We start from the raw sequence: 24,645 nt of genomic DNA, 5'->3' as shown, positions 1-24,645 counted from the left end.
GCAGTGTGCGAAGCGTGGCTCATGCGCTGGCGATCACGAGAACAGCCCAAACAGCCGCTTCTTCGGCTTGGCGGCCAGTTGCCGGGCCAGCTCGTAGCTCTCGCGCACGTCCGCACGTTCGTGCAGCGCCAGCGAGCGCTCGAAGGCGGCGATCGACGCGGGATAGGCACCGAGGTTCATGTGGCAATTGGCTTCCATCATGTACAGCTGCTCCGCCGAGCCGGGGTCCGCCTGCACCACGGCGTCGTCGAGCAGGGCGCGTGCCGCGTCGCAGGCCGGCAGTGCGCTGCGGTAGTCCTTGAGCACGTAATGGCAGTTGGCCTGGTAGTAGTGCGTGTAGAAGTCGTCCGTGCCGTCGCGCTGCACGGCGAGGAAGTCCTGCAGTGCGGCCTTGGCGTCTGGCAGATGGTACAGCAGCAGGTAGCCGCGTCCGTGCCGCGCGCGCTTGAGCGCCTGCAGGTCCTGCTGCTGCGTGGCCTCGGCGATCAGAGAGGCGTAGGCATCGACCGCGGCCGGGTAGTCGCGCGCCTCGCCGAGTGCGCTGGCGTGCACGAACAGCGTGTCCAGGTCGTGCGGATTCGCCTCCGCTGCCGCCTGCGACAGGGCGGTATCCACATGCTCCGGCTGCAGCCGGCCCAGCGCACGCGCCGCGGTGAGACGGTGGTGCGCCTGCACCAGCGCATACATCCGCAGCAGTTCCCGATCGGCCTGGGCCTGGTCGGGCAGCGCTTCGAACTCTTCCTGCGCCGCATCGGCGATTTCCAGCACGTCGGCATGGCGGCCGACGCGGTTGAGATGGCTGCATGCCGCCTGCGCGCAATCCAGGAACAGCGGCGTGTCCAGTTCGTAGTCCATCATCAGGGTCAGCGCCAGATCCGCAGCCTCGGCGCGCATGCCCTGCTGGCGATAGGCCTCGCGCAGGTTCTGGTACAGGAACTGGAACCGGCTGTGGCGCAGCCCTTCTTCGAGGATGGCCTGCGCCTGCGCGTACAGGCCCCGGTCCAGGTACAGCAGGCCGAGGTTGTTACAGCACATCGCGAAGGTATGGGTGTCGGTGTTGCAGGTGGCGGCCTCGCCCAGTTCCAGGGCTTGCCGGAACAGCGTGGTGCCGTGCTCGTAGAGGGCGAACTGCACCGCGTCGACGTAGCCGGCATCGGCCGGCTCCATCCCGGCGTGTTTCCATTTGCCGATGGAGACGCCGGCGCTGTAGTAGTGGCAGGCGTTGCCGTCGCGGAAGTCCAGCTGCAGCAGCTGCGGCGACTGCCCGGCAGGCAGCGATTCCATCTCGAACAGGCGGACCTGCAGGTCCACCTGCGGCTGCAGCGCGTGGGCGTTGCGGTAGGCGCTGATCGCCGATGCGGGTTCGTCCAGCCAGTAGTGCGCGCTGCCGAGCAGGCGGTGCGCCTCGGCGTCGTGCGGGGCCAGACCGATCGCGCGTCCGGCCCACTCGGCGACGGTGCGCAGCGCCTGCCGGCGGTCGCTGGTGAAGTGCGCGCTGCGGTCGAGGTAGATCAGGCACTTCAGCCGCCATGGCGCCGGGTCGCCCGGCGCGGCCTGGATCCGGGCGTCGCAGCGCTGCATCAGCACATCGAGGTCGGCCTCCTGCAGATGGTTGAGCACGGTCGTGCCGGACCACAGCCTGTACAGGCCGTCGACGTTGTCCTGGCGAAGGGCGGCCATGCCGCGTTGGATCAGGGTCTGCATGCAGCGGATGCTCTGGAAAGACGGTGCGGGACCCGGCAGCAGCGCGCGGCAGCGTCTCCCGCAGGGCGACGTTGCGGTAGATAGACGAGCCAGCTGCGGTTTTCCCTACCGCGACCGCGGTGCGCCCGGCGCCGGCGACGCTGCGTCGCCGCTACGGCGCCGCCGCCCAGAAGCGCTGCTTGTACTGCACGAACCGCTGGCGGCCGACGGTGTCGAACCAGGACAGGTCGTAGAACGGACACACGACGGCACTGCGATCGCGCGGCGGCATCGCATCGAACAGGAGAGGCGGCATCGGCGCTGCGCCTTGCCGCCTGCAGGGCCTCCCGGCAGCGCCGGCGGGCGCCGATTTGCGATGATGCCGGTCTCGTCCCTCGATCCTGATGTCATGAATCCATCGCGACCTGTTTTGCGTTTCGCCAGCGTGTTCGGTGCGGCCCTGGTTGCCATGACCGGCCTGTGCGCTGTCGCCGATGCCACGCCGCCTGCCGGTGCCGTCACGCGTTGCGGCTGGTTCGACAATCCCTCGCCAGGCAACGCCACGCTCGTGGACAAGGACGGCGAGTGGACGGTCGGCCAGCAGGGCGGGCACCAGGCCGAGGGCACATGGCCGACGTTCTCCCAGGCGCGCTGGGTGGGGACCGGGACGGGCAGCGCCGGCTACGGCTGCGCCTGCCTGAAGGTGCATGCGCGTGACGACACCCGCGAGGTGACCGCGATCGAGTCGGCGACGGCCCAGCCGTTGAAGACCTGCCGGCAGGACAAGGCACTGCGGGGCAGGGAGCCGGAGAATCCGCTGAAGTAAGAGGTTCGCTGCGCGGCGGATTGGCGGATCGGCGCTGATTCGGGCAGCGTCGCTGTCGAGTCCGCAGACCGCGAAAACGAAAAAAGGAGCCTGGGCTCCTTTTTTCGGTGGTTCACTTGCATCGTAGAAAGCAAGTGACGCTATTTGGAGCGGGAAACGAGACTCGAACTCGCGACCTCAACCTTGGCAAGGTTGCGCTCTACCAACTGAGCTATTCCCGCTTGGGAGCCGCGCATTCTACACGCCTGCCAGCAGGTGCGCTAGCCCTTCGTTGCAAAAAAATGTCCGTCGCTGCCCCAGGGGGCGGCAGCGGTTCCGCCGCGCCCAACGAGTCGCCACGGTCGACTCGGCCCGGCTCACGCCGCCAGCCACCACCACGCCAGCAACGCCGCCAGCAGCGTGGCGGCGCCGCCCAGCAGCCGCGGCCGGCGCCACCAGTGCCGCGGCTGGCGATCGATGGCATTGGCACCGGCAAGACGCAACAGGCCGCGGGCGAAACCGTGGCGATCCATGCTGCGGTCGCAGGCCTCGACGCACGCGCCGCAGGCGGTGCAGGCGTAATGCGCACCATTGCGCGGATCGATGCCGGCGGGGCACGCCTGCACGCAGGCGTCGCAGGCCACGCAGTCGCCGAGTTGTTCGGCGCTGAACTTGGGCAGGGTGCCGGCATACGCGGCCAGGGCCTCGCCGCGGCTGCCGCCCTGGCCGGCGAGCTGGGCGATGCTGGCGCGCACGGCGTAGTCGCGGGCGGTGACGGGGTCGAGCAGGCGCCGCCCGCGCTGGGCGATGCTGCCAGTGCCGCAGGCGCGGGCGCCGCGCGGTTCGCCGCGCATCGCGTCGTAGCCGACCAGCGGCGTGTCGCGGTCGCACAGCAGCGGCTGCAGGCGCGCGTACGGGCACAGGTAGCGGCAGACCTGGCTGCGCAGGAAGCCGGCGTTGCCCCAGGTGGCCAGTGCATAGAACAGCACCCAGAACGTCTCCCCGCCGCTCCAGGCGAACGGATGCAGGCGCGCGACCAGGTCGGCGATCGGCACGAAATAGCCGACGAAGCTGACCCCGGTCCACAGCGCCACGGTCGCCCACAGCAGGTGCCGTGCCGCGGCCGGCCAGTCGGCGAAGCGCCGTTCGATCCAGGCGAAGGCGTGGCTCCACACCGTCTGCGGACAGGCGAAGCCGCACCACAGGCGCCCGGCCAGAGTGGTGAGCACCGCCAGCGAGGCCGCGGCGGCGCCCAGCGCCAGCAGCAGCCAGCCGACGTCGTGCGGCCACAGGGTCCAGCCGAACACGTCGAAGCGCCGCGCCGGCAGATCCAGCAGCAGCGCCTGCCGGCCCTGCCAGCGCAGCCACGGCAGCAGGTAGAAGGCGGCGAACAGCAGCCACAGCACCACGCGTCGGAACTGCGTGTACCGATGTGGCGGCGCCGGTCCTGCCGTGGCTGCGGGCGAGGTGACGACATGCAAGTGGATCGGGCGAGGCATCGGCAGCCGGCTCAGGACAGCGGCGCGGCGTCGCCGTGCGGCGCCGGACGCAACAGGAAGCCGGTCAGCAGGCTCGAGGCCAGCGTCGCCAGCCAGAACATGAAGAAGCCCACCGTATAGCCCAGCTCGCGGCTCAGCTGGCGGCCGGGGAAGGTGATGTCGCGCAGCGCCAGCGGATCGACCAGGGCGAAGAACAGCACGCTCATCGCGCCGGCCACCAGGAAGCTCGGCCACAGGATCACCCCCAGCCGCTGCACCAGCGGGCGTGGCGTACCGGGATCGAGCGGGTCGAGCAGCGGATCGTCGGGAGAGGCCATGACGGTGGATTCCATCGCGAAAGGAGGATGCGGCATGCGCCAAGGGGGCAGCGCCACACACGTCGCCGCGCCTGCCAGCCGCCTGGCCGCCGATCCCCCGTCGACACCGGCGTCGGCGCATGCCGCAGCGGCAGACTAGGCAGTGCCGGCCGTGCCGACATTGATCCTGATCAAGGCCGCCGCGGTGGCGGCGTGGAGACTGTCGGCGTCGAGCGACGTGGAGCGGACCATGCAGGACCAGATCGAGGGCATGCCCTTGCCGGGGCCGGACCTGTGCAGCGAGGCCGAGGTGCAGGCGCTGGTGGAGACGTTCTACCGCCGCGTGCGCGCCGACGCCGATCTGTCGGCGGTGTTCGCCGCGCACATCGAGGACTGGGACGCGCACCAGCAGCAGCTGTGCGATTTCTGGTCGGCGATGCTGCGCGGCACCCGCCGTTTCCGCGGCGCGCCGATGCCGCGGCACATGGCCATGCGCGAACTCAGCGCACTGTTGTTCCAGCGCTGGCTGGGCCTGTTCCGCGCCACGACCGCCGAGCTGCCCAACACGCCGATGCGGCTGCTGGCCGACGACATCGCCCAGCGCATCGCCGAGACGTTCTGGCGCCGCCACCAGATGAGCTGGCGCCCGTTCGAGCCGGCATCGCCGCTGCCGCCGGCTGCGTGCGCGGATTGATCCAGGTCAAGGCGGCCGCGCCGGGCGCCGCGCATGCTCGGGGCATGGACATCCTGACCGCGCCCGATCCCTCCGCCGCCTGGACCTTCGACGCCGACCTGCTGCGCCGCTACGACCGTCCTGGCCCGCGCTACACCTCGTACCCGACCGCGCCGCATTTCCAGACCGGTTTCGGCCCGGCGCAGTTGTTCGCCGCGGTCCAGGCCAGCGATCCGCGGCGGCCGCTGTCGCTGTACGTGCACGTGCCGTTCTGCCGCAATCCCTGCTTCTATTGCGGCTGCCATCGGGTGATCACCCGCGACCCGCAGCGCGGCCGCACCTACGTGCAGCGGCTGCTGCGCGAGGCTGCGATGATGGCCGCGTGTTTCGAGGGCGATCGCGAGGTGGTGCAACTGCACCTGGGCGGGGGTACCCCCAACTTCCTCGCTCCCGAGTTGCTGGGCGAACTGGTGCATGGCCTGCGCGGGCTGTTCCGCTTCAGCCAGGCGCCGGACCGCGAGATGTCCATCGAACTGGACCCACGCACGGTGACGCCGCAGGACATCGCTGCATTGGCCGAACTGGGCTTCAATCGCGCCAGCCTGGGCATCCAGGATTTCGACCCGCTGGTGCAGCAGGCGATCAACCGCCGCCAGGGCGTGCACGAGACGCTGGACATCCTGCGCGCCTGCCGCGTGCACGGCATGCGCTCGGTCAACGTCGACCTGATCTACGGCCTGCCGCAGCAGACCCTGGCGGGGTTTGAACAGACCCTGGAGACGGTGATCGCGGCGCGCCCGGACCGCCTGGCGGTCTACGGCTACGCGCACATGCCGCAACTGTTCAAGGCGCAGCGGCGCATCGCAGACGCCGATCTGCCCGATGCCGAGCAGAAGCTGGCCCTGCTCGGGCTGGCGGTCAGCAGGCTCTCGGCGGCCGGCTACCAGTACATCGGCATGGACCACTTCGCGCTGCCGCAGGAAGACCTGGCGCGCGCGCAGCGGCAGGGCAGCCTGCACCGCAACTTCATGGGCTACACCACCCACGCCGACACCGACCTGCTGGGCCTGGGGGTCAGCGCGATCAGCCGCATCGGCGCCAGCTACAGCCAGAACCAGCGCGACCTGCCGGCCTGGGAAGCGGCCGTGGACGCCGGCGACAGCCCGGTGCTGCGCGGCCTGCAGCTCAGTGCCGACGACGCCTTGCGCGCCGAACTGATCCAGCAGCTGATGTGCCAGGGGCGGGTGGACGCGGCAGCGGTGGCGCAGCGCCACGGTATCGACTTCGCCAGCTATTTCCGCGAGGAACTGCGCGCACTGGCGCCGCTGTGCGCGGACGGTCTGGCCGACTACCGCGACGGCGTGGTCCAGGCCACCGCCCGCGGCCGCCCGCTGCTGCGCCTGATCGCCATGTGCTTCGACCGCTACCTGCGCCAGCCCGACCAGCCGGCGCGCTACTCGCGCGCGATCTGAGCGCCGCGCGGATTCCCTTGCCGTTGGCATCCCCGGTGCCGCCGTGGCGGCGGTATCGGGGACTTTTCGGTGGCGGGGGCGCCCGATATCCAAGGCCATCCCGCGGGAGGGCCTGGCGATCTTGTGTCTGGCACTCCAACTGCCCGGCGCCCGTGCGGACGCCGTGGGGCGATCTCAATCCAATGACCAGCGGATGCCCAGTTCGTCGGGATCGATATCCTTCTCTCTGAGCGCGCCGATGATGATGGACTCCAGGCTGTCGCGATCCGGTGCTCCATCCACTTCGTCCCGGATTTTCTCGCCCAGCTGTTGCTTTTCGTCGCGGGAAAGCGGGCCACTCCACGTGTCCCTGATGTATTGGGCGAACGTACGCGCGCGCTTTTCTCTTTCGTAGGTCTCGTTCACTCGCTTCTCCCCAAGCAGCCGGCGCGGCTGGTGTGGCAATGTTTCTAGCACGGTGTCGTCCGGGGCGATGCAGTGCCTGTCGCTTGCGTTCGGACAGTTTGCGGGTCATCCCACAATGGATGCGCTTTCCCGGCGCTTTCCACCGGCTGGCTGTGGGGCAAACGCTGCGCTCGGCCAGCGAACAGCCCGGGCGTCAGACACCACCCTGCATGCGGCGCATCTGTGGTGATCGGGATGATTGGCGTGCCGAGGCGGTAGAGCTTGGGGGGGCCGTGCCTGATGTGGCCTGTCGGTTCCGCCTGCCAATAGGTGGTGCCCGGAGCCGGAATCGAACCGGCATGGGGTCGCCCCCGGCGGATTTTAAGTCCGATGCGTCTACCAGTTTCGCCATCCGGGCCTGGTGCATGTAGGTTGCCCGATCGCGGTCGAATTGGGAACCGTGTAGCGCATCCCAGCGTTGGGCGGTCAGCAGGTCAGGGGGATGCGTGGGCACCTACCACGCCCAATGTGAACGCTCCGCTTTCTTTCACCTCGCCGAAAGGAGTGCGAAAGACAGCGTGCCTAGGCTCTGCCCCCATCAGCCGGAGAGCCACCTTGCGCGCCCAATGGAACATCCTTTGCGATTTTGACGGTACCGTGTCCCTGCAGGACGTGACCGACAGCCTGCTCGAGCACCTCGGGCGCCCCGGTTGGCAGGAACTGGAAGACGACTGGGTCGCCGGTCGGATCGGCGCCCGCGAGTGCATGAGCAAGCAGGTCGCGCTGCTCGACGGCGACGTCGATGCGCTGCACCGGGTGCTGGATGCGGTGCGGATCGACCCGGCCTTCGTGCGCTTCGTGGCGCTGGCCGAACGCCTGGGCATCCCGCTGAGCATCGTCAGCGACGGCCTGGACTACGGCATCGCCCGGATCCTCGCGCGTCACGGCCTGCACCATCTGCCGATCATCGCCAACCGCCTGCTGCGTACCGACGCGGGCGAATGGCGCATGGCCTCGCCGCATGCGCGCCCGGACTGCCCCAGCGGCACCTGCAAGTGCGCGGTCATGGCGCAGCAGCCGCCAGAGCGCGCGACCTTGCTGATCGGCGACGGCCGTTCCGATTTCTGCCTGGCCGGCAAGGCCGACCTGGTGTTCGCCAAGGACGGTCTGCTGCGCCATTGCCGCGCCAACGGGATCGCCCATTGCGCGATCACCGGTTTCGACGACGCCATCGCCCTGCTGCCCGACCTGGCGGTGCCGGCGACCACCACCGTGTCCTTCCCGCTTCCCGTCACCCAACGAGCCTGATCCCGATGAACCGGAATGTTTCGCTTTCCTCGCTCGCACCGCTGCATGGCGATGCCGCGCCCGATCCGGAGGCGCTGCTGCGCACCGGTGCCGACCACCAGCGCGCGCTGAGCGATGCGCAGATGCTGGCCGACGAGTCCCAGTACTGCTCCTACGGCGACACCGTGCACTACAGCGAGCCGCCGCGCATCTTCGGCCGCTGCGACGGCAGCTACCTGTACGACACCGAAGAGGTGCCGTACCTGGACCTGCAGATGTGGTACTCGGCGGTCAACTTCGGCTACGCCAATCCGCGCCTGAATCAGGCGCTGACCCGCCAGATCGAGACCCTGCCGCAGGTCGCCAGCCAGTACCTGCACCCGACCAAGATCGAGCTGGCCAAGACCATCGCGGTCGACGCCGAGCGCAAGTGGGGCCGCAAGGGCCGCGTGCACTTCAACGTCGGCGGCGCGCAGTCGGTGGAAGACTCGCTGAAGCTGGTGCGCAACGCCAGCGCCGGCAAGAGCCTGGTGTTCGCCTTCGAAGGCGGCTACCACGGCCGTACCCTCGGCGCCTCGGCGATCACCTCGTCGTACCGCTACCGCCGCCGCTTCGGTCATTTCGACCGCGCCCAGTTCATCGAATTCCCGTACCACTTCCGCGGCCCCAAGGGCATGTCCAAGGAAGAGTACGGCGAGCAGTGCGTGGCCAAGTTCGAGCGCCTGTTCGAGACCGAGTACAATGGCGTGTGGGATCCCAAGGCCGGGCAGTGCGAGTACGCGGCGTTCTACGTCGAGCCGATCCAGGGCACCGGCGGCTACGTGATCCCGCCGCCGAACTTCTTCACCGGCCTGAAGCGGGTGCTGGACAAGTACGGCATCCTGATGGTGGTGGACGAAATCCAGATGGGCTTCTTCCGCACCGGCAAGCTGTGGGCGATCGAGCATTTCGGCGTGACCCCGGACGTGCTGGTGTTCGGCAAGGCGCTGACCAACGGCCTGAACCCGCTGGCCGGCATCTGGGCGCGCGAGGAGCTGATCAACCCGACCGTGTTCCCGCCGGGTTCGACCCACTCCACCTTCGCTTCCAACCCGCTGGGCACCGCGGTCGGCCTGGAAACCATGCGCATGCTGGCCGAGACCGACTACGAGTCGATGGTGATGGCCAAGGGCGCGCACTTCCTGGACGGCCTGCGCGACCTGCAGAAGCGCCACCCGGAAATCGGCGACGTCGACGGCCTGGGCCTGGCCCTGCGTGCGGAAATCTGCCAGGCGGACGGCTTCACGCCGAACCGCAAGCTGCTCGACACCATGGTCGACATGGGCCTGGAAGGCGAGCTGCGCCACAACGGCAAGCGCATCGGCCTGATCCTGGACGTGGGCGGTTACTACAAGAACGTGATCACGCTGGCGCCGTCGCTGCACATCAGCCACGAAGAGATCGACCTGGGCCTGTCCTTGCTGGACCAGTTGCTGACCCGCGCCAAGCAGGTCGCATGAGCCGGGCGGGAGACGACGCGCGCGGTTCGCGTTGCCTCCCGCCGTTGTTTGCGGCGGCGGGCGCTTCAGCCCGCCGCGCGCAGCGCGATCACCGCATTGAGTCCGCCGAAGGCGAAGGAATTGCTCAGCACCGCCTGCACGTTGCGGGCGCGCGCCTGGTTGGGCACGTAGTCCAGATCGCATTCGGGATCGGCATCGAGGAAGTTGGCCGTGGGCGGCACCACCTGCTCGCGCAGCGCGCCGATCGCCGCCACCAGTTCCAGCGCGCCGGCCGCGCCGAGCGCATGGCCGTGCACCGCCTTGGTCGAGCTGACCGCCAGCGCCTCGGCGTGCGCACCGAACACCTGACGCAGCGCCTGGGTTTCGCAGCGGTCGTTGGCCTGCGTGCCGGTGCCGTGGGCGTTGACGTAATCGATCTGCTCCGGCGCCAGGCCGGCGTCCTGCAGCGCCAGGCGCATCGCCGTGGCGGCGCCGTCGACGCTGGGCGCGACGATGTCGCCGGCATCGGAACTCATGCCGAATCCTGCCAGTTCCGCCAGCGGCAGCGCGCCGCGGGCGGCCGCGTGCTCGGCGCTTTCCAGCACGAACATGCCGGCGCCTTCGCCCAGCACCAGACCGCTGCGCTGCGCGCAGAACGGCCGGCAGGTGTCGTCGCTGACCACCCGCATCGCTTCCCAGGCGCGGATCAGCGCCAGGCTCAGGCAGGCTTCGCTGCCGCCGGCGATGGCCACGTCGGCCAGGCCATGGCGGACCATCAGCGCGGCCTGGGCGAAGGCGTGATTGGCCGAGGCGCAGGCGCTGGAGACGGCGAAGGCCGGGCCGCGCAGGCCGAAGGCGATGCTGATCTGGCTGGCCGGCGCGTTGGCCATGCTGCGCACGATGGTCAGCGGATGCAGGCGTTCGGCCTGGTCGCGGTACAGCCGGCGCGATTGTTCGTCGCGGCTGAGTTCGGCGCCGACGCCGGTGCCGACCACCACCGCGCAGCGCGCGCCGAGCGCGGCATCGCCGTGCGGCAGCCCGGCCTGGGCGATCGCCTCGCGGGCGGCGACCAGCGCCATCTGGGTCATGCGGTCGAGCTGGCCGGGGGCGATGCCGCCGGTCTGCGTGGCATCCGGAGCGAACCCTTGCAGGGTCGCGGCCACGCGCATCTTCAACGTGCTGAGCGGATCGGGCGAGGGCAGGGCGGCGATGCCGCTGCGGCCCTCGCGCATCGCGCTCCACAGCGCCTCGGCGCCCAGGCCGAGCGCGCTGACCGCGCCCATGCCGGTGACCACGACGCGCCGCGCGTGCGGGGAGGCGCCCATGGCGCGTCAGTGCGCCGGTTGCGCCGCGCCGGCCGCCGCCTTGGCCGCCAGCGCGTCCTCGACCGCCTGCACCAGCTTGCCGAGCGAACCGTCGTCCAGGTTCGGGTCGCGCTGCGGGAAGGTGATGTCGAAGTGTTCTTCGATGTCGAACAGGATTTCGATGGCCTCGAGCGAATCCACGCCCAGGTCCTGCAGCTTGGCATCCGGGGTCAGGCGCGCCGGGTCGATCTCGCCATGCTTGGCGACGATGCTGTGGATTTGCGACTCGATGGACGGGGTCATGGCAGTGCTCCGCGAAATGAAGGGCCACCGTGCGGCGCCCGCCGCCGGTGGATCGCACGCTGCGGCCTGGGCCGCAGCATCCATTCTCCACGCTAGACGATCAATCTTGCAGATGCCTTTCGTCAACCAACTCGAGCCGCAGGCCTTGCAGCGGCAGTTCCTGCAGCACCCGCCAGCCGGTTTCCTGATCCAGCCCCTGGAGCACGGGGTGCCGGCCTTCGAGGCCGATTTCGACCTGCTCACCACCGCCGAACCCGCGCTGCGCGCGAAGGTGGCGCGGCTGCCGCTGCAGCGGCTGTGGCAGCGCCTGCTGCGGCCGCGCACCAGCTTCGTCGGCAGCACCGTCAGCGAATACGCCTGGCTGCCGCGCGCGGCCGACCCGGTGCAGTTACCGCGGCAGTGGCGTACGCAACTGGGCCGGCGCCGCGCGCTGATGATCGTCAAGGACGTGCCGCAGCGCTCGCCGCTGCTGGATGAGGCCGACAACGCCTGGGCGCAGGCGTTCCTGGACGCCTGCGAGCGCAACGGCTACGTGCTGCTGCGCGGGCAGGCGCTGGCCTGGGTGCCGATCGACTTCGCCTCCACCGACGAGTACCTGGCGCGGCTCTCGCGCGGGCGCCGGCGCAACATCCGCCGCAAGCTGCGCTCGCGCGCCGATCTGGAGATCGAGGTGCTGCCGACCGGCCCGGCCTTCGCCGACCCGGCGCTGCGCGCGCACTGCTATGCGCTGTACCAGGAGGTGTACGCGCAGAGCGAGATCCATTTCGACCTGCTGACCGAACCGTTCTTCGACGCGCTGCTGACCGACGCCGACTCGGGCGGCCAGGTGTTCGTGTACCGGCACCAGGGCCGCATCATCGGCTGGAATCTGTGCTACGTGCACGAGGGTCGGCTGATCGACAAGTACATCGGCCTGCACTACCCGGATGCGCGCGACCACAACCTGTACGCGCTGAGCTGGATCGAGAACCTCGACTATGCCTGCCGCCATGGCCTCACCGCCTACGTCGCCGGCTGGACCGATCCGGAGGTGAAGGCCCAGCTCGGCGCCAGCTTCACCTACACCTGGCATGCGGTGTACCTGCGCAATCCGTTGCTGCGCGCCGTGCTGCGGCGGCTGCGGCCGCTGTTCGAATCCGACGACGTCGGGCCGGCCGCCGATACCGCCGAGGAGGACTGAGATGCGCACCCCGGTCCTGCTCGATCTCGACGCTTCGCTGGGCGCAGTACCCGGCGCCGTGCGCCTGCCGTTGCGCGACTGGTGCGATGGTCTGCGCTTCGCCTGCTCGATGGCGCGGCTGCGCCGCTTCGGCGCGGCGCTGGAGCAGGCGCTGCCGGCGCAGTACGGCACCGTGCTGCTGGGCAGCGGCGATTTCCATCACCTGAGCCTGCCGTTGATCGTGCGCCTGGCGCAGCGTGCGCAGGCGCCGTTGCGGGTGGTGGTGTTCGACAACCATCCGGACAACATGCGCTTCCCGTTCGGCGTTCACTGCGGCTCGTGGGTGCGCCGCATCGCCGCGCTGCCGCAGGTGGCGCAGGTCGAGGTGGCCGGCATCACCTCCGGCGACGTCGGCCCTGGCCATGCCTGGGAAAACCACCTGTTGCCGCTGTACCGCGGCAAGCTGCGCTACTGGTGCAGTGGCGTGGACGTGGGCTGGGCGCGGCGGCTGGGCCTGGGCCAGGCGGTGCGCGGTTTCGACAGCGTGAGCGCGCTGAGCGACGCGTTCGTCGAGCACCTGCGGCGCACGCCGATGCCGACCTATCTGTCGCTGGACAAGGACGTGCTGGATCCGCAGGACGTGCGCACCAACTGGGACCAGGGCCAACTGCGCATACCGCAGTTGCTGCAGGCGATCGAGGCGCTGCGCGGGCAGGTGTGCGGCAGCGACATCACCGGCGAAGTCTCGCTGGCCCATTACCCGCAATGGTGGAAGCGAAAACTGGCGGCGCTGGATGCGCAACCCGAGCCGTCGCCGGCGGACCTGTCGGCGTGGCAGGCGCAGCAGCACGCTTTGAACCTGCGGCTGCTGGCGGCGCTGGACGTGGTCAGCGTATCTAAATGATTGATTGAGGTGCGCGCGCTGTTTTGGATCAAGGTGGTTCGAATCTGCTCGAAGCGCCTATCAAAAGGCACTGCTGTATAAGAGGGTTGCCAAAACGCCGGGGCGACATATTCGTCGGCCCCGACATGTCAATTCGATGTGCTTGGCTATGAAGCCGTTTTGCACGCTAAACCACTGGGTGGATTAACTTGTTTGCTCTGGGGGGCCTACGTCGACAACTGGCATTTTTCCCCCGCAGCTTCCATAGCAGCCGCCTCCAATTAGGATGCCGCCACCGCTACCACTGCCTACATTGCCGCCGCCGCCACCACCACCACCACTATTATTCGAAGCTTGATCTTGCAGCTCCTTGGCCACTTCCTTTGCGGTTTTGCCACACGGCTTTTCAATATAGACAATATTTCGCCCTGAGTGCATCAGCATTTTGAATGTGTAGGCGACATAGCCTTTGTAGGAGTTGTTTACCCATGTGCCTTCGCCGAGAACTTTTGATGCAGATGCATCGAGTTTCGACATAAAGGCGGCATTTGCCGGGTTGGAGTAGTCGCTGAACTTTGGTAGGTCGCCTAGAGTTACCGAAATCGGTGGCAATGGGGGCATGGGGAGCTCGGAACATGCTAGTGCTACACCCATGATTCCACTAAAAGATAGTAGTGCAATTCCATATTTCTTTTGCATAAAATTCATTCCTTTTTTGTGGATTTACTGTGCGCCAATGGGGCGCTTGTCTAATTTTGGATCTATTCCATATTTCGACTTGTAAATATTGTCGATCGCGTCATTTATTCGCAATGCTTCCGACTCTCCTAATGTCCTTTGTTGGGTTGATAATGGCTTTGTAATCATTGCGTCTCTGGTGATTCCGGCGCGGGTATCTCCTCGCATTTCTAAAACGCGGGACAAAGCATAGGCTGCAACTGGATCTCCATTGGATGCTCCGCCTTGATAGGAGGCAAGCATATTTAGGGCAAAAAGATTTCCTTCTGCGCCTGCGTCTATGAGGCGTTGCTGTGCCTGTTGATCGGTTGGCAACAAGCGCGCATCCAATATTGCCTTCGCTGCCATGTCTCCGGCGTCTGCTGCTTCTTTCAAAAGAGCTTCCGGGGCTGTCATATAGGCCTCCCATTGTTTTTCATTGGGGTAGCCGTGGCGATCCAGCCAAGCCTGTTCGGCTTTGCTTTCTGCAAAAAATGGATCGTTCTCGAAGCTCATTCCTCTTCGTGTTTGCGGTACTTCGGGGAACGGGTGCCTTATGGATTTTTTTGCAGGTCTCGATGGCCCGCTTTTTTCTTCTTCTTTTCCAGTCGCTGAAATTTCGGGCTTTAATGATTTTTCGCTGGATTCAGCGGAGTTTGTAAGCTGTGCCTGACTGAGCGAATTTTCATTGTTTTCTTTCTTTTGAAAGAAAAATATTGCAACAATGCTGGCGAATGCCACAGTGGCGGCTAGCCAAATAGTCCTTTTCATTTTTTCTCCAGATAATTCTTTAAATTCAGGGGTCTACATTAACTTCAGCGCGTTTTTTTGTAATAATTTTACGCGTCTCTTAGCCGTGTAGATTATCCGCAGACACCAGCAAGCGCAATATCCACGGGCGCTAGTTTCTGACAGGAAACGGCGCAGGCCGCGTGCAGCGTGGCCACGATGGTCTCGAAGCGCGCCTCGTCCAGCCAGGGGCTGTTGCTGATGCTCAGGCAGCGCGCGGCGAAGTCGCTGGCGTTGGGCATCGGCGTGCGTTCGACGATGCCGTCCAGGTAGTCGTAGTCGGGCAGGGCATGCACGAACGGCACCGCCACGCCGAGTCCGCGCGGCCACAGCGCACCCAGCACCGATTCGCGTGCGGCCGCATCGGGCAGCAGCACCATCAGGATCGGCCAGCTGCCCTGGGCGCCGGGGGTATCGGCGATCACGCTCAGGCCGGGGATGCCGGCCAGGCGTGCGCTGCGGCGCCGGCCCTGTTCGCGTATCTGCGCAAGAAATGCCGGCCAGCGGGTGCTGGCGCGCACGCCCACGCCTTCGCGCCAGGCGCCGACCGCGTGCTGGGCGATGGCCGTGCCGAAGCGGTCGCCGGCCGCGCCGATGCGGTCGCCGCGGCGCAGCGCGCGGCGCACCGGTGCGCCGTACGCCCAGCGCAGCGGCTGCGGCCGGTACAGCGCGGCGTAGCCGAGCAGTTCCAGGCTGCGCCGCAGTTCCCAGCGCCAGTCGCGCTGGCCCAGGCGCGCGGCGGTGTCGGCCAGACTGCGCTGCAGCGGCGCATGCCGCGACATCAGCAGCCCGCCTTCGTACAGCGTGAGTCCCTTGCCGGCGGCCAGGCTGCAGAAGCCGATGTCGCCGCCGAGGCCGGCCGGGCGGCCGTCCGGGTGCACGCCGCCCAGCGCCTGCGCCGCGTCTTCGATCAGCAGCGCGCCGCAGCCTTCGGCGGCGCGGCGCAGCGGCGCCAGGTCGATCAGACGCCCGCCCAGATGGGTGGCGATGATGGCCAGGGTGTCGCTGCCGCAGCGCTGCGCCAGCTGCACCGGGTCCAGTTCCAGCGAGCCGGGCAGCAGATCGCACAGCACCAGTTGCAGGCCGCAGTGCGCCACCGCCAGCGCCACCAGCGGGCAGGTATAAGCCGACACCAGCACCTGCCGGCGCCGGTTGGCCGCGGTCAGGGTGCGCAGGGCCACGATCAGCGCGGCGGTGCCCGAGCAGGTCAGCAGGGCCTGCGGCAGGCCGAGCGCGCTGGCCAGGCGTTCGCGCGGCCGGCCTGGCCACAGGTCGCCCCACTGCAGCGGCAGGCCGGCGGTCGGTGGGATTTCAGTGCGCATCGGCGGGGTCCGCGCGCTCGCCGATCGCCAGGCAGACGATGCCGCCGACGATCAGCGCCGCGCCCAGCGCCTGCAACAGGCCGATGTGTTCGTTGAACCACCAGGCCGACAGCAGCATCACGCTGACCACTTCCAGGTGCGAGGCGGCGAATGCCGGGCCGATCGGCGCGTGCTCGAGCAGCTTCATCCAGGTGAAGAAGGCGCCGATGTAGCCGAGCAGCGCCGCGTACAGCCAGGGGCTGCCGAGCAGGCGCAGCACCCAGGCCAGTTCGGCCTGCGGCGGGAACGCGTGCGTGCCGGCCAGCTTGAAGCCGATCTGCGCCAGGGTGTCGAAGCTCAGCAGCAGGGCGAAGCCCACCGCGTAGCGATGCAGCGGCGGCCGGCTCATGAGCCCAACCCCACCACCGCCACGCCGGCGCTGACCAGGCAGATGCCGGCCACCTGCATGCGCCCGAGGCGTTCGCCGAACAGCCAGCGCCCGGCCAGCATGATCGCCACGATGTTGATCGAACCCAGCAGCACGCCGCGGCCCAGCGGCACCAGCGACAGGAACGCGGTCCAGGCGAGGAATTCGAGCACGTAGCAGGCCACGCCGAACCACAGCTGCGGCTGCCGCGCCATGCGCTGCCAGCGCGCCATGCCGGTGCCCTGCGGGTGGCTGGCCACGTACTTGAAGGCCAATTGGCCGGCGGTGTCGAGCGCCACCGTCGCCAGCCAGATGCCCACTACCGAGCCGGTCATCGCCATCAGGCGGCGGCCTGCTGCGGCACGCACAGGGCGGCGAAGAACTGCGCCAGGCGCGCGCCGAGCACGCGCCGTTCGCGGTCCAGGGTGATCATGTGATAGCTGTCGTGCAGCAGCAGCAGCTCCGTCGGCCCGGACACGTTGGCGATCACCAGCCGCGCATTGCGCAGGTCGGCGATGTCGTCCTCGGTCGCGTGCGCGACCAGGCATGGCGCGACGACCTTGGGCAGGTCGCGGCGCACCGCGCGCGCGAGCAGGTACATCTCGGCCAGGGCGTGCCAGGGGTTGCCAGGCAGGCCGGCGGCGCTGCTGTCGCCGCCGAGCATCGCGCTGCTGATTTGGGCGCGGATGCGCTCGTCGCGCAGGCCGTACGGCGGCTCTTCCAGGAACATGCGGCGCTTGCCGATGCCCAGGCGCTTGAACCAGGGCAGCAGGAACGCCAGCCGCGCGCGCTTGGGGATGTTCCAGCCGTCGTAGCGGAAGGTGGCGCCGAGCACGCCGACGCCGTCCACCCACTGCGGACGCTCCTGCGCCAGGCGCAGCGCCAGCACCGCGCCCATCGACAGCCCGGCCACGAACAGCCGGTCGACCTGTGGGCGCATGCGCGCGGCCGCCGCCTCGACGCTGGCGTACCAGTCGCGCCAGTTGGTGGCGAGCAGGTCGTCCTCGTCGCCGCAGTGGCCGGCCAGCTGCACGCCATGGACGCTGAAGCCTTCGCGGTTCAGGCTCTTGCCGAGCAGACGCATTTCGCTGGGCGTGCCGGTCAGGCCGTGGATCAGCAGCACGCCATTGCGGCCGCCTTCGAAGTGGAACTCGGCAGATTGGATCATGTGAATGGGCGCGGCTGCGCAGTCTCGGCAATCCGTGCAGGGTCGCCGCTGCGCGTTTCAGCAGCCTTTCGCCGCCGCGGCGGCGTGCAAGCTCAATGCTTGGCCGCGGCCGGGTTGCGGAAGCGCACCAGCACGCGCTGGCCCAGGCGCAGGGTCGAGGGCTGGGTGAAGGCCAGCACGCAGGCCACGCTGCGGTCGTTGCCGGCGGGCGTGGCGTCGTCGTGCAACTGGGTCGGGCCGTAGGCCGGCGCCAGCCAACGCACCACCGCCTGACCAAGCACGGTCTGGCGGCCGTCGTCGCTGATGACCTCGGCGGCCATGCCCGGGGTGACGCTGCCGGCATAGCTTTCGTTCAATTCGGCGCGGACCAGGCGCGGCGCGTCCGGCAGCAGGGTCAGCAGCGGCGCGTTGGCCTCGCTGCGCGCGCCGACCGCGGCCGACAACTGCAGGACGCGGCCGGCGACCGGCGCCTGCAGCCGGTACTGCGCGCGCTGCAACTCTGCCGCGCGCACCTGCGCGTCGGCCAGCGCCACGTCGCTGCGTGCGGTGTCCAGAGCGTCCATCAGGCTCTGCACCGCGTCGCTGGCGTCGTCGGCGGTCTGCCCGTCGCCGGCGCCCAGGCGCGCGGCCTCGGCCAGCCGCCGCTGCTTCTGCTGGGCGCTTTGCAGGCGCTGCTGCAGTTGTTTCAGGTGGGTCGCCGCGGCCTGCGCGCGGGTACGGGCGATGTCCAGCTCGACCGCGGCGGCGCGGTCGTCGCCGGCGACCAGCACGGCGCCTTTCTGCACCGCGTCGCCCTCGTGCACCGGCACCTCGCGCAGGGTCGCGGCGACCGGCAGGCCGAGCTTGAGCACGCCGCCTTCCACATCGATGCGGCCGCGCGCCACCGCCAGGTAGGCCGGGGTGGCGGCCGGCGCCGGGGCCGGCGTGCGGTCCGAGGGCGCGCATGCGGCCAGCAGCAGGCTCAGCAGGGGCGCGGCGGCGAACGCTTTCATGGTGCGGGATTCCGTGAGGGCAGGGGCGAGGGCGGCGCGTTGACGCGGCGGTCGTCGAGGATGCGGCCGTCCTCCATCGACAGCACGCGGTCGGCATGGCGGATCAGGCGCGGGTCGTGGCTCACGCACAGCACCATGGTGTTGTGGCGGCGCGCGATGCGGTGCAGCAGGTCGATCACGATCTGGCCGTTGCCGGCGTCCAGCGCGCTGGTGGGTTCGTCGGCGAACAGCAGCGCCGGGTGCTTGGCCAGCGCGCGGGCGATCGCCACGCGCTGCTTCTCGCCGCCGGACAGTTCGGCCGGGCGCAGGTGCTGGCGGTGGGCGATGCCGACCTCGGCCAGCGCTTCCTCTGCACGGCTGCGCACTTCGGCCGGGGCCAGGCCCATGTACTGCAGTGGCAGCCGCACCTGGTCCAGCGCGCACAGCGCCGGGAACAGGTTGAAGCCCTGGAAGATGAAGCCGGTGTGGCGCAGGCGGAACTGCTCCAGCGCGGTGGCGCCGAGCGCGCCCAGTTCCTCGCCCAGCGCCAGCACCCGGCCGGCGTCGGCGCGCTGCAGGCCGCTGAGAATCGACAGCAGGGTGCTCTTGCCGCAGCCTGACGGGCCGGAGATCAGGGTCAGCTCGCCCGGCCACACCTGCAGTTCCACGTCGCGCAGCACCGGCGTGCGCAGGCTGCCGGAGACGAAGCTCTTGCACAGTCCGCTGCCGCTGAGGGTGGCGGCGGCCGGATGCAGCGCGGCGGGGGCGACGATGCGGCTCATCGCAGCAGCAACGCCGGATCGGCGCGGCGCAGCCCGCGCAGCGCGGCCAGGGCCGAGACCACGGTCAGCAGCATCACCGCACACACGCACAGGCCCCAGCCGCTGGCGTTGAACGCCACCGGCACGTCGTGCGCGCGGGCCAGCGCGACCAGCGCCGCGCCCAGCGCGCTGGCACCGATCAGGCCCAGCGCACCGACCCAGGCGGCCTGTTCCAGCACCACCCAGCGCAGGTTGCGCATGCTCACGCCCAGCGCGTTGAGCGTGGCGTACTCGCGCGCGGCGCCGAGCACGGTGCCGAGCAGGGTCTGGCTGGTGATGGCCACGCCGACCAGCAGCACGATGCCGCCGAGGAACAGCACGCCGGAGCCGGCGCCGGTGTCGAACATCCAGAACAGGATGCTGCGGCGGGCGAAATCGTCGGCGCTCCAGGCTTCCACGCGCGGCCGCGTGACCGCGCTGTCGATCGCCTGCGCCACCGCCTGCGGGTCGGCGCCGGGGCGCAGCCTGGCCACCATGTAGGTCGGCCAGTCCGGATGCGCAGTGTCGCTGTTGAGCGCGCGCGCGGTGTCCAGCGAGGCGAGCACGTTGACCCCGCCGAGCGCGCGCAGGCCGCGGCCGACCCCGATCACCCGTACGCGATGACCATTGATGCGCGCGCTGCTGCCGACGCCGACGCCGAGCTTGTCCAGTTCCGCGCGGTCCACCACCACGGTGTCCGGTTCGCGCAGCGCCGCGCGCAGGGCGGGGCTGAGCAGACGGGAGAACATCAGCCCGCCGTCGCGGGTGTCGATGCCGGAGATGTAGACCGACACCGCACCGGTGTCGCCGGGGCCGCGCCAGTCGCCGTCGAACCAGATGAACGGCTCGACCTGCGCCACCCGCGGGTCCAGGTACAGCGGCGCGGCCGCGTCCGGATCGATGGCGCGGCCCTGGTCCACGCTCTGCGTGCCGGGATAGCCCAGCCACAGGTCGGCGTCGGAGCCGGACACATAGACGCTGGCGCTGCCGAAGATGCCCAGCACCAGTGCGGTCTGCAGCAGCAGCAACAGGCTGGCGAAGCCCACCGACACCACCACCGGCAGGAAGCGGCGCCACTCGTAGCGCAGGGTCTGGCGGGCCAGCGCGACCATCAGGGCTGCGCGCCTTCGTGGTTGCTGACGGCGCCTGTGCCGGGGATCGGCGCAGTGGCGCTGCCCAGTGCGGTGTGCAGGGCGACGTAGGCCAGATCGCGCTGGCGCTGCGCTTCCAGCAGTTCCAGGGCGGCCTGGTCGCGCGCGGCCTGCTGCGTGGCCACGTCCAGGTCGCTGCCCAGGCCCAGCCGCCGGCGCTGCTGCGCGACCTCGCTGGCCTGCTGCTGTGCCTGCAGCACCTGCTGCTGGGTCTCGACGTTGCGCCGCTGCTGTTCCAGTGCGGTCAGCGCGTCCTCGACCTCGTTGACTGCCTCCAGCACGGTCTGCCGGTAGGCCAGGGTGGCCGCTTCCAGCAGGTCGCCGCGTGCCTTGGCCTTGGCATGGCGGATGCCCCAGTCGAACAGCGGAATGTCGATCACCGGGCCGAACGAGGCGATGCCGTGGGTGGCGGTGCGGCGATGGCTCAGCAGGGTGGTCGACCAGCGGATCGAACCGCCCAGGCCGATGCTGCCGTACTGATCGGCGCGGGCCAGATCCAGCGCGCCGGCCGCGCTCAGCACCTCGGCTTCGCGCGTGGCGATGTCCGGGCGCCGGCGCAGCAGGTCGGCCGGGACGCTGTCGACCGCGGCGATCTGCAACGCCGTCGGCGTGGCGCTGGCCGCGGCCGTGCTCCATGCCGGGTCGGGCGTGTCGCGGCCCAGCAGCACCGCCAGGCGCCGCGCGGCTGCGGCGGCGGCATCGCGCGGCTCGTCCAGGGCGGTTTGCGCCTGCAGTGCGGCGGCCTGCGCCTGCGCCGCGGAAGCCGGCGTGGCCAGATGCAGGTCGACCAGCGTCGCCTGCAGGGTCGCCTGACGCTGGCGGGCGGCGACGACGTCCTGTTGCAGCCGCTCGGCCTGCTGCGCGTGGCGCAGGTCGATCCAGTTGCGGGTCACCTCGGCGATGGTCGCCGCGCGTACCTGCGCCAGGTCGGCCTGGGCATTGTCCAGATCGCCGCGGGCCATGCGCCGGGTCGCCTCGCCGCGGCCGAACAGCGGCAACTCCCATTCCGAGTCGAGCCCGACCACCAGGAACGAGGCGCTGGCGTCGGGGTCGATCGGGTCGAGGGTGCGCGCACGCAGCTGCGGGCGTTGCGATGCGCCGGCCACGGTATCCAGGCGCCGCGCCGCGCGCAGCTTGGCCAGTGCCTGGCCGACGTTGAGGTCGTCGCGCAGCGCCTGCGCGACCAGCGCGTCGAGCTGCGGGTCGTGGAAGTCCTGCCACCAGGCCGTGCCGGGTGGGCGCGGGACCGCGGCCTGCGGCGTCGGGCTGCTCCATCGCGCGGGCAGCGACTGTTGCGGCAGGTCCGGCAACGGCGTGCTGGCGCAGCCGGCCAGGGCCAGTGCGGCGGCCAGCGCCAGCACGCTGACCGGGCGGATCCGGATCCGGCTCATGCCTGCGGCTCCGCGCCGGCCGGCAGGTCCAGCTCCGCACGCAGGCCGCCCAGCGCCGAGCGCCGGTAGCGCAGCGTGGCGTGGTGGCGGGCGGCGATGTTGGCGACGATCGCCAGGCCCAGGCCGGTGCCGCCTTCGGGCGCGTCCGGGGCGCGGAAGAAGCGCTCGCCCAGGCGCGGCAGCAGGGCCTCGTCGATGCCGCTGCCGGCGTCGTCCACGGCCAGGCGCACGGACAGCGGATCGCGCCGCAGGCTGACCGTGACCACACGGCCGGCGGCGTGGCGGAACGCGTTGTCCAGCAGGTTGTCGAGCAGTTCGCGCAGCGCATGGGCGTCGGCGGCGACCCAGGCCGCAGCCGCGTCGTCGTCGCCGCCGTCGTAGCCCAGGTCCACGCCGGCGTGCAGGGCGTCGGGGATGCGCTCGGCCAGCGCCTGCGGCAGCCATTGCGCCAGATCCAGCGGCAGCAGCGGGCGGATGCTCTCGCGCGGGGCCTGGGTGCGGGTCAGCGCCAGCAACTGGGTGGAGGTGCGGGTGGCGCGGTCGGTCAGCTGGCGGATGTGCTGCAGCGCCTGCGCGGTGTCTTCCGGACGCTGGCTGGCCTGGGCGCGCTGCACGTGCATGCTCAGCCCGGCAAGCGGCGTGCGCAGTTGGTGCGCGGCGTCGGCGAGGAAGCGTTCCTGCAGCGCCATCATGTGCTTGAGGCGGCCGAGCAGGCCGTCGATGGCCTGGGTCAGCGGCACGATCTCCACCGGGATGTCGGGACCGGACACCGGGCTGAGGTCGCGCTGGCTGTCGTCGAGCCGCCGCACCGCCGGCTCCAGCATGCGCAGGCCGACCCGCACGCCATGCCAGACCAGCACCAGCAGCGAGCAGGTGAGCAGCAGTTCGGTCGGCAGCATCAGCACCAGGATCTCGCGGGCGCGGCGGTGACGGTCGTCCAGGGTCTCGGCCACCGACACGGTGAGCCAGTCGCCCGGCTCCAGCGCCGAAGGCAGCAACAGGCTGGCCACACGCACCGGCACGCCGTTGTCCATGCGGTCGTCGTACAGCATCACCCGGCCGACTTCGGCCGGATCCGGATGCGCCGGAATCGGCTGGGTGCTGCCGCTGATCACCCCGTGGCGGCGGCTGTCGAGCTTGAAGAACACCCGGCCGTCGCTGCTGTACTCCAGCAGTTGCCGCGCCTGCAGGGTCAGCGGCATGCGCTCGCCGGGGTCGTTGACCGCATTCGCCAGGCCCTGCGTGTCCTCCTTCAGGTCCATGTCGTGGACGTGATTGGTGTACTTGAGCATCAGCAGGTAGAACAGTGCCGACACCACCAGCATCAGCAGCATGGTCGGAATCAGCAGGAACGCCAGCAGTCGCTGGCGCAGGCTGGGGTGGCGGTATGCCGGCGACTGCGCGGCCGCGGTCGCGCTCACTGCGGCATCTGTGCGTGGTCGGCGGCCGGTGAGGCGGCGCGCGACTCCTCCAGCAGATAGCCCAGGCCGCGGATGGTCCGGATGCCGACGCCGGCGCCGTGCAGCTTGCGCCGCAGGCGGTGCATGGAGATGTCCAGGCCGTTGTCGGTGATTTCGTGCTGCCAGTCGCACAGCGCTTCGGTCAGCTGGCTGCGGCTGACCACGCGCCCGCTGCGCAGCAGCAGGGTTTCCAGCAGCGCGAACTCGCGCGCGGTCAGGTCCAGCGGCTGGTCCTGCAGCCACACCCGGCGCCCGGCCAGGTTGATGCGCAGTTGCCCCAGCACCAGTTCCGGCACGCCGCCGCTGCTGCTGCGACGCAGGAGCGCGCGGGTGCGGGCGAGGAACTCGGACAGTTCGAAGGGCTTGATCAGGTAGTCGTCGGCGCCCTGGTCGAGCGCGTGGATGCGGTCTTCCACGGCATCGCGCGCCGTCACCACCAGCACCGGGATCTCGTCGCGGCGCGCGCGCAGGCGCTGCAGTACCTGTAGCCCGTCGCGGCGCGGCAGGCCCAGGTCCAGCACCAGCAGTTGATAGCTTTCGCTACCGAGCGCGCGCTCGGCGGCGGCACCGTCGCCGACATGGTCCACTACGTGGCCGCACTCGGCGAGCGAGTCGCGCAATGCAACGGCAATGGACGTATCGTCTTCGGCGACCAGGATGCGCATGATGCGAAATGCTTGCAACGGGGATGTGGGAAAACCGTCGTAATCGGCGGCGGCGAAGTCACTACGTTCACATACGTCGATGTAGCTTCGATGGAGTGTGTATCCAGATTCTGCGATGCGGTGATGACCATTATCATCCATGACATCGCTGCGCGCTCGCCGGTCCTGATCCGCCGGGTAGGAAAAATCCTATAGTCGGCCGCGGCATCCGCCGATCCTCACGCCTCCGGGTCCGCGGCATCATGAACGGGTCGGCAACGTCACCGCTCCCGCGCCAGGGAGACGGCTCGCACGGAATCGAACGGATCTCGATTCGCCGGCCACGTTTCGCTCCCGCAGGCGCCGACGGATCGGCGCAGCGCCACTGCGATCGGAATCGAAGGGAAGAAAACGCACGAGGCCCCGGCATGCCGGGGCCTCGTGCGTTCAACGTGCCGTTATCGAGCGGAGATCATGTCTGCATCATGCGTCGAAACGATCTGTTTGCACTGATGCAGTCAGCGCCGGACCGCGCGCGGCGTCTGCACGCAAACTTTCAGGCCGCAGTCCGCCCGCCTTTGCGAATCCCCAATCCCGAAT

At 69.4% G+C, this 24,645-nt stretch carries 26 protein-coding genes and 2 tRNA genes; 7 read left to right on the top strand and 21 right to left on the bottom strand.

What is annotated here, in order from left to right:
* Positions 1-33: 33 nt before the first annotated feature.
* Positions 34-1,704 carry a hypothetical protein gene (locus CEK69_RS05265; protein WP_152244292.1) on the bottom strand — a complete coding sequence of 557 codons (1,671 nt, stop codon included), beginning with the start codon at positions 1,702-1,704 and terminating at the stop codon, positions 34-36.
* Positions 1,705-1,855: 151 nt separating this feature from the next.
* Positions 1,856-1,999: a hypothetical protein gene (locus CEK69_RS21000; RefSeq protein ID WP_193313908.1), complete on the bottom strand. Its 144-nt coding sequence runs from the start codon at positions 1,997-1,999 to the stop codon at positions 1,856-1,858.
* 63 nt (positions 2,000-2,062) lie between these two features.
* Here CEK69_RS21000 and CEK69_RS05260 point away from each other — a divergent pair, with 63 nt between their 5' ends.
* Entirely contained in the window at positions 2,063-2,509 is a 447-nt protein-coding gene (locus CEK69_RS05260) for a DUF4087 domain-containing protein (protein ID WP_226975049.1), read from the top strand.
* A 145-nt stretch (positions 2,510-2,654) separates the two neighbouring features.
* Here the strand turns inward: CEK69_RS05260 and CEK69_RS05255 are convergent.
* From CEK69_RS05255 to CEK69_RS05245, 3 genes are all read right to left on the bottom strand, one after another.
* A tRNA-Gly gene (locus tag CEK69_RS05255) sits at positions 2,655-2,730 on the bottom strand.
* A gap of 135 nt (positions 2,731-2,865) precedes the next feature.
* Positions 2,866-3,897 carry a 4Fe-4S dicluster domain-containing protein gene (locus CEK69_RS05250; RefSeq protein ID WP_152244290.1) on the bottom strand — a complete coding sequence of 344 codons (1,032 nt, stop codon included), beginning with the start codon at positions 3,895-3,897 and terminating at the stop codon, positions 2,866-2,868.
* Between the two features lie 101 nt (positions 3,898-3,998).
* On the bottom strand, positions 3,999-4,304 hold the full coding sequence (locus tag CEK69_RS05245) for a hypothetical protein (protein ID WP_051067605.1): 306 nt from the start codon (positions 4,302-4,304) through the stop codon (positions 3,999-4,001).
* A 142-nt stretch (positions 4,305-4,446) separates the two neighbouring features.
* Between CEK69_RS05245 and CEK69_RS05240 the strand changes: the two genes are divergently transcribed.
* Complete coding sequence (locus CEK69_RS05240) at positions 4,447-4,977, top strand: group III truncated hemoglobin (protein ID WP_017912671.1); 531 nt, start codon at positions 4,447-4,449, stop codon at positions 4,975-4,977.
* Positions 4,978-5,021: 44 nt separating this feature from the next.
* A complete protein-coding gene (gene hemN, locus CEK69_RS05235) occupies positions 5,022-6,428 on the top strand; it encodes an oxygen-independent coproporphyrinogen III oxidase (RefSeq protein WP_193313907.1) in 1,407 nt (468 codons plus the stop codon).
* Positions 6,429-6,602: 174 nt separating this feature from the next.
* On the opposite strand, the gene CEK69_RS05230 is transcribed toward hemN, so the two are convergent.
* Together CEK69_RS05230 and CEK69_RS05225 are read right to left on the bottom strand one after the other, a co-directional pair.
* Positions 6,603-6,833: a hypothetical protein gene (locus CEK69_RS05230; protein ID WP_043095814.1), complete on the bottom strand. Its 231-nt coding sequence runs from the start codon at positions 6,831-6,833 to the stop codon at positions 6,603-6,605.
* Positions 6,834-7,143: 310 nt separating this feature from the next.
* Positions 7,144-7,230 (bottom strand) — tRNA-Leu (locus tag CEK69_RS05225).
* Here CEK69_RS05225 and CEK69_RS05220 point away from each other — a divergent pair.
* Both CEK69_RS05220 and CEK69_RS05215 read left to right on the top strand, forming a co-directional pair.
* Positions 7,203-8,120: an MtnX-like HAD-IB family phosphatase gene (locus CEK69_RS05220; protein WP_081616457.1), complete on the top strand. Its 918-nt coding sequence runs from the start codon at positions 7,203-7,205 to the stop codon at positions 8,118-8,120. The genes CEK69_RS05225 and CEK69_RS05220 overlap by 28 nt on opposite strands.
* A gap of 122 nt (positions 8,121-8,242) precedes the next feature.
* On the top strand, positions 8,243-9,598 hold the full coding sequence (locus tag CEK69_RS05215) for an aminotransferase class III-fold pyridoxal phosphate-dependent enzyme (protein WP_198526533.1): 1,356 nt from the start codon (positions 8,243-8,245) through the stop codon (positions 9,596-9,598).
* 65 nt (positions 9,599-9,663) lie between these two features.
* Here CEK69_RS05215 and CEK69_RS05210 read toward each other — a convergent pair whose 3' ends face one another.
* Together CEK69_RS05210 and CEK69_RS05205 are read right to left on the bottom strand one after the other, a co-directional pair.
* Positions 9,664-10,902, bottom strand: a complete 1,239-nt coding sequence (locus CEK69_RS05210; protein ID WP_152244288.1) for a beta-ketoacyl-[acyl-carrier-protein] synthase family protein — start codon at positions 10,900-10,902, stop codon at positions 9,664-9,666.
* Between the two features lie 6 nt (positions 10,903-10,908).
* Complete coding sequence (locus tag CEK69_RS05205; protein WP_010342598.1) at positions 10,909-11,184, bottom strand: acyl carrier protein; 276 nt, start codon at positions 11,182-11,184, stop codon at positions 10,909-10,911.
* 112 nt (positions 11,185-11,296) lie between these two features.
* Here CEK69_RS05205 and CEK69_RS05200 point away from each other — a divergent pair, with 112 nt between their 5' ends.
* Positions 11,297-12,364 carry a GNAT family N-acetyltransferase gene (locus CEK69_RS05200; RefSeq protein ID WP_017912332.1) on the top strand — a complete coding sequence of 356 codons (1,068 nt, stop codon included), beginning with the start codon at positions 11,297-11,299 and terminating at the stop codon, positions 12,362-12,364.
* 1 nt (position 12,365) lies between these two features.
* Entirely contained in the window at positions 12,366-13,247 is an 882-nt protein-coding gene (locus tag CEK69_RS05195; protein ID WP_017912333.1) for an arginase family protein, read from the top strand.
* Between the two features lie 183 nt (positions 13,248-13,430).
* On the opposite strand, the gene CEK69_RS05190 is transcribed toward CEK69_RS05195, so the two are convergent.
* From CEK69_RS05190 to CEK69_RS05135, 12 genes are all read right to left on the bottom strand, one after another.
* Complete coding sequence (locus tag CEK69_RS05190; protein ID WP_081616437.1) at positions 13,431-13,934, bottom strand: hypothetical protein; 504 nt, start codon at positions 13,932-13,934, stop codon at positions 13,431-13,433.
* Positions 13,935-13,949: 15 nt separating this feature from the next.
* Positions 13,950-14,714, bottom strand: a complete 765-nt coding sequence (locus CEK69_RS05185) for a hypothetical protein (RefSeq protein WP_226975048.1) — start codon at positions 14,712-14,714, stop codon at positions 13,950-13,952.
* A 92-nt stretch (positions 14,715-14,806) separates the two neighbouring features.
* Entirely contained in the window at positions 14,807-16,054 is a 1,248-nt protein-coding gene (locus CEK69_RS05180) for a DegT/DnrJ/EryC1/StrS family aminotransferase (RefSeq protein WP_152244286.1), read from the bottom strand.
* Positions 16,044-16,442: an EamA family transporter gene (locus CEK69_RS05175; RefSeq protein WP_017914161.1), complete on the bottom strand. Its 399-nt coding sequence runs from the start codon at positions 16,440-16,442 to the stop codon at positions 16,044-16,046. The genes CEK69_RS05180 and CEK69_RS05175 overlap by 11 nt, the downstream gene beginning before the upstream one ends.
* Positions 16,439-16,801 carry an EamA family transporter gene (locus CEK69_RS05170; protein WP_017914162.1) on the bottom strand — a complete coding sequence of 121 codons (363 nt, stop codon included), beginning with the start codon at positions 16,799-16,801 and terminating at the stop codon, positions 16,439-16,441. The genes CEK69_RS05175 and CEK69_RS05170 overlap by 4 nt, the downstream gene beginning before the upstream one ends.
* The gene (locus CEK69_RS05165) at positions 16,801-17,628 is read right to left on the bottom strand and encodes an alpha/beta fold hydrolase (RefSeq protein WP_150408942.1); all 828 of its coding nucleotides are present in this window, start codon (positions 17,626-17,628) and stop codon (positions 16,801-16,803) included. The genes CEK69_RS05170 and CEK69_RS05165 overlap by 1 nt, the downstream gene beginning before the upstream one ends.
* Positions 17,629-17,720: 92 nt before the next feature.
* Complete coding sequence (locus CEK69_RS05160) at positions 17,721-18,620, bottom strand: HlyD family efflux transporter periplasmic adaptor subunit (protein ID WP_152244284.1); 900 nt, start codon at positions 18,618-18,620, stop codon at positions 17,721-17,723.
* Positions 18,617-19,381, bottom strand: a complete 765-nt coding sequence (locus CEK69_RS05155) for an ABC transporter ATP-binding protein (RefSeq protein WP_017910965.1) — start codon at positions 19,379-19,381, stop codon at positions 18,617-18,619. Before CEK69_RS05155 ends, CEK69_RS05160 begins: the two co-directional genes overlap by 4 nt.
* Positions 19,378-20,511, bottom strand: coding sequence for an ABC transporter permease (locus CEK69_RS05150; protein ID WP_017910964.1), 1,134 nt, complete (start codon positions 20,509-20,511; stop codon positions 19,378-19,380). Before CEK69_RS05150 ends, CEK69_RS05155 begins: the two co-directional genes overlap by 4 nt.
* Positions 20,511-21,941, bottom strand: coding sequence for an efflux transporter outer membrane subunit (locus tag CEK69_RS05145; RefSeq protein WP_152244282.1), 1,431 nt, complete (start codon positions 21,939-21,941; stop codon positions 20,511-20,513). Before CEK69_RS05145 ends, CEK69_RS05150 begins: the two co-directional genes overlap by 1 nt.
* Positions 21,938-23,362, bottom strand: coding sequence for a sensor histidine kinase (locus CEK69_RS05140; protein ID WP_043095806.1), 1,425 nt, complete (start codon positions 23,360-23,362; stop codon positions 21,938-21,940). Before CEK69_RS05140 ends, CEK69_RS05145 begins: the two co-directional genes overlap by 4 nt.
* Positions 23,359-24,066, bottom strand: a complete 708-nt coding sequence (locus CEK69_RS05135) for a response regulator transcription factor (RefSeq protein ID WP_017908858.1) — start codon at positions 24,064-24,066, stop codon at positions 23,359-23,361. Before CEK69_RS05135 ends, CEK69_RS05140 begins: the two co-directional genes overlap by 4 nt.
* Positions 24,067-24,645: the final 579 nt, after the last annotated feature.

The organism is Xanthomonas sp. LMG 12462, from assembly GCF_009192885.1.
GTDB lineage: Bacteria > Pseudomonadota > Gammaproteobacteria > Xanthomonadales > Xanthomonadaceae > Xanthomonas_A > Xanthomonas_A sontii.
The sequence above is the reverse complement of the archived record's forward strand: the minus strand, read 5'-3'. Positions and strand labels throughout refer to the sequence as shown.